Genomic DNA, 4,418 nt, shown 5'->3' with positions numbered 1-4,418 from the left:
GGCCGTCGCTTCACTGGCGGGCGTGTTATTTGCCCGCGATTTGCTGGCGGGTGGGCGTTTCACGCCGCGTGCGTTGTCCTCATTGGACTCGTCATGTCTTGCTGGGTTCCCGCGTCGGAAGCGGAATCCAAATCGCAAGATGCCTCCGAGCCCCAAGCCCTGGTCGCAAACTTTATGGGCGACTACTGTCTGCAGTGCCATGACACAGGATCGGCCGAGGGCGAGCGCGAGTTCGAATCGTTTACGTTGCCCATCACCTCTGAGCAGCAACTGATCACGGCCGATGAGATCATCGATTCCGTGACGTTAAAAGTGATGCCGCCCGAAGACGCCGATCAGCCCAGCGATGAAGAGCGTCTAGCGTTACTGGAGGTATTGCGAAACGGTATCCAACAGGCTCGCGAAAATTTTAGAAGCTCTGGTGGCCGTACCGTGATGCGGCGGCTTTCCAACCGCGAATATGAAAACACACTGGCAACACTGTTTGACCGCCGTGTCGATACATTGGGGCTGACCGCGGACTTTCCCAAGGAAAACACCAGCGGGCATATGGATACGATCGGCGAGGCGTTGGTGACATCAGGCTTTCTGTTGGACCAATACCTTCAAGCGGCATCGCGATTGGTCGAGACTCGCCTTGGCAAACCTGCCATGCAGCCAAAATCATGGCATTTCACCGACAATTTCCAGCAGTACGAAGAACTGACGGGCGCCCACCGCAGCGTTTTCAAATTTAAGTACCTGTGTTTGTACGAACAGCCCAATACGGATACGCGGCAAGGCGGCTACGGACACATCGAGGACTTTTTAGAGGGGGTCCCGGTATCGGGACTGTACGACATCAAAGTTCATGCGCAAGCGATGCACCGCGACACGCATTATGACCCAAAGATTTTTCGCATCGACTTTTCCGAACCCTTTCAATTGGCAGTCGTTCCTGGCGACGCAACCAAAGGGCACATTCACTACCCTCAAGCGATCGAACCGATTTTGGCCACCACGGTCGTTCCCGACGAAGAACCCGAATGGCTAAGTTTCCGAGTGTGGCTGGAAGCCGGACAGACGCCTCGCTTCATTTTCCCCAACGGTCCGTACGAATCACGAGCCTCGGTGATCGCAGTCAACAAGCGATACAAGGATGAATTCAAAGCGCCGAAGGTAGGCGTCAGCCGCACGTCGCTGCTTCGCGAAGGCGCATTGCCGCATATCAAGATCGGAGAAATCAAAGTCCATGGTCCGCTGGCCGAACCCGGCGGCGGAAAAGAGGAGCAGGCGGTTTTCGGAGAGCAAGGGTTTCAGGAAGACCGAGCCGTCGAGCAACTCTTTGCGTTTGGCCAACGAGCGTACCGGCGTCCGCTGGAAGATGCGGATCGCAAGCGGATCGAAGCAATCTATCGAAAACGTCTATCCGAAAAAGCCACTCCGCGTCAGGCCGCTTTGGACACGTTGAAAATGATCCTCTGTTCGCCGTCGTTTTTGTACCTCAGCGAAATCACGGCCGAGGACGAGACGACGCTGCGTCCGTTCGACCTTGCCTCGCGACTTTCATACGCGTTGTGGGCGGCGCCACCGGATGACGAACTGTTCGCCGCAGCCCAATCCGGCCATCTGACCGAGACGGACGAATTGAAAAAACAGATCGCTCGGCTGCTCGAGGACGATCGATCCGACGAGTTCATCCACGGTTTCCTCGACAGCTGGTTGAACCTACGAGACATTGGCAATCTGCCACCGCCCCGCAAAGAGGCATGGGAGTATTACGCCCAAAATCTACCAGAATCAATGAAGCAGGAAGCGCGTCTGTTCTTTCGCAACTTGCTTAACGAGAATGGATCTGTGATCGATTTTTTGGACGCAGATTATACCTTTGTCGACAAGAATTTGGCAAAACTGTACCGCTTGCCTGAACAAGACACTCTCCGCTTGGCCGATGGATTTCAGCGAGTCAGTCTGGCTAAAAACAAACAGCGTGGCGGCGTTTTGGGGATGGCTGGCGTACTGACCGTCAGCGCCAATGGTGTCGACACGTCGCCGGTGACTCGCGGTGTTTGGGTATTGGAAAACATCCTTGGCATCACACCGCCTCCGCCACCGGACGAGGTGCCGGCGATCGATTCCGATGTCAGCGGAGCGACGACGATCCGAGAAAAATTAACACGGCACAGCGAAGACAAAACGTGTTACGTGTGCCACCGCAACATTGATCCGCTCGGTTATGCACTCGAAACGTTTGACCCCATCGGACGTTGGCGAGAGAAATACCCAAAACCCAAAGGCAAAGCCGAGGCGGCGAAGGTGGATCCGTCGGGAAAACTGCCATCGGGTGAAACCTACAAAGATTTTCCAGGATTCAAGAAAGTGCTTCTGGAAAGTCGTCGCGATCATTTCGCAAGAAATCTGATCGAAAAGCTGCTGATGTATGCGGCTGGAAGACATATGGAACGGACTGACCAGTACGAAATCGATGACATTTTGAACCGAGTCAAAGCCAATGACTACGGGCTACATACAATGGTGACGGAAACGTTGACCAGCGAGATCTTTCGATCACGTTAAACAGCAATAGTGTGAGCGTACTGGTTTTCGCACGAATCCCCGTATCAGCTCTTGATGCATCAGGAACTCTTGGCGAGTCCCACTACGGTAGTAGATAACATGGAACTCGCGCCATCGCCTCACATAGCGACCTACCTTCGCGTCGAAACAACGTGCAGGATCTTTGACAAGATCCACTCCCGTCCCTCTTTGAATTCAATTCCCACTCTTGTTTCAGAGACAATGATGAAATCGATCCATTCCGCCGTATTGACGCTGTTTTTGCTGAGCTTTGGTTCGCCATCCTTCGCTGCCGAATCGAATTGGCCGCAGTGGCGAGGTCCGGCGGGATCAGGCATCACATCGACCTCGGGCGTGGTGACTGAGTGGGGGCCAGACCAGAATGTGAAATGGCGAATCGAATTGCCAGAGGCCGGCAACTCGACGCCGATCGTGTGGGACGACCGAGTGTTTTTCACTCAGCCGCTCTCTGAATCCAACGAACGAAGCTTGTTCTGCGTAGATCGAGCCACCGGACGCGAATTTTGGCGTCGAGGCGTGACGTATGATCAACCCGAAGCTTCGCACAAAACCAATCCCTATTGCTCGGCGTCACCGGTGACCGATGGGAAACACGTGGTCGCATGGTTTGGATCCGCCGGGCTGGTCTGTTGGGATGTCGATGGTAACGAATTGTGGCGCCGCGACCTTGGCAAGCAAGAACATATGTGGGGTTACGGGACGTCACCGATTCTGCACGACGATTTATGTATCCTGTTGTTCGGACCGGGGAACAACGAGTTTCTGATCGCTGTGGACAAGGCCACCGGTGAAACACGATGGAAGGTGGACGCACTGGACGACGAGGCCGAACACGAACTCAGCGGCCCTGAGAACGACGGCAATGCCAACGATTTTGGCAGCAACAAACCTCGAAGTGAACGGTTGCGAGGTGCCTGGAACACGCCGATCCTGATCGAGGTTGATGGTCATTTCGAATTGGTTGCCGCACTGTCGCGCCGCGTCAGCGCGTTTGATCCGGCCACGGGCGAGCGACTTTGGACATGCGGCGGGACAGGGCCATTGGCTTACGCTTCGCCAATGGAATCCGACGGCGTGGTCGTCGCCTTAGGCGGCTATGGCGGCGCATCGCTGGCGGTTCGCGCTGGCGGCCGTGGCGACGTGACGAAGACTCACAGGGTCTGGCACAAATCCAAGGATCAAGGATGGCTGGGGACCGGGGTTGTCCACCACGGTTTGATCTACATCTGCAACATGAACGGAGTGCTGAGTTGCATCGACGTGCAAACGGGCGACCAGCTTTGGAAGGCTCGTACCGAGGGCGGAGGCACATGGTCCAGCATCACGCAAACCGCTGATGGCCGGATGTTCCTGCTGACGAAGACTGGCACCACCACGGTTTTCGAGCCCGATTCGACCAAGCTAAACAAGATCGCCGAGAACAAACTGAATGAAAACACAAATGCATCCATTGTCGCCGCTGGCACCGATATCCTGATTCGCACTGATGATGCGTTGTGGTGTATCAGCGACGAACAACGCTAGCCTTCGTTGCCGGAGACGCTTAGTGAGCGACGTGGGAATCGACGTAATTCTTTACGAATTGTTCGAGCTCAGGCTGGTCACACTCGAATCCCATTTTCTCGGCCTGCTCGAGCGTCTGTTCGCCCGACATTCCTTGCTCGGCCGCGATATGCATCATCATCATCGCGCCGGCCCGTTTTCCCGACTTACAGTGAGCAAACACGGGCTTGGGAAGTTTTCGGTATTGTTCGCGAAACCGATCGACCACTTCGGGCGATATCCCCTGCATGTCCACGGGAACGTGCAGATATTCCAGCCCATTCGCCTCGACCTTTTTC

At 55.3% G+C, this 4,418-nt stretch carries 3 protein-coding genes; 2 read left to right on the top strand and 1 reads right to left on the bottom strand.

Features of this window, described 5'->3' with window-relative positions:
- The first annotated feature begins 93 nt into the window (after nt 1-93).
- Both RMSM_RS20485 and RMSM_RS20480 read left to right on the top strand, forming a co-directional pair.
- Nucleotides 94-2,556, top strand: coding sequence for a DUF1592 domain-containing protein (locus RMSM_RS20485; RefSeq protein WP_008700537.1), 2,463 nt, complete (start codon nt 94-96; stop codon nt 2,554-2,556).
- 222 nt (nt 2,557-2,778) lie between these two features.
- Entirely contained in the window at nt 2,779-4,101 is a 1,323-nt protein-coding gene (locus RMSM_RS20480) for an outer membrane protein assembly factor BamB family protein (protein WP_008700535.1), read from the top strand.
- A gap of 19 nt (nt 4,102-4,120) precedes the next feature.
- Here the strand turns inward: RMSM_RS20480 and RMSM_RS20475 are convergent.
- A partial coding sequence (locus RMSM_RS20475; protein WP_040768543.1) for a protein tyrosine phosphatase family protein occupies nt 4,121-4,418 on the bottom strand: 298 nt, incomplete at its 5' end.

Source organism: Rhodopirellula maiorica SM1 (assembly GCF_000346295.1).
GTDB lineage: Bacteria > Planctomycetota > Planctomycetia > Pirellulales > Pirellulaceae > Novipirellula > Novipirellula maiorica.
Note: the sequence above shows the minus strand (reverse complement) of the source record. Positions and strands in the feature narration are given on the sequence as shown.

Coding starts and splice junctions, on each gene's coding strand:
- RMSM_RS20485 (WP_008700537.1), top strand. CDS start 94: ATGTCTTGCTGGGTTCCCGCGTCGGAAGCGGAATCCAAATCGCAAGAT.
- RMSM_RS20480 (WP_008700535.1), top strand. CDS start 2,779: ATGATGAAATCGATCCATTCCGCCGTATTGACGCTGTTTTTGCTGAGC.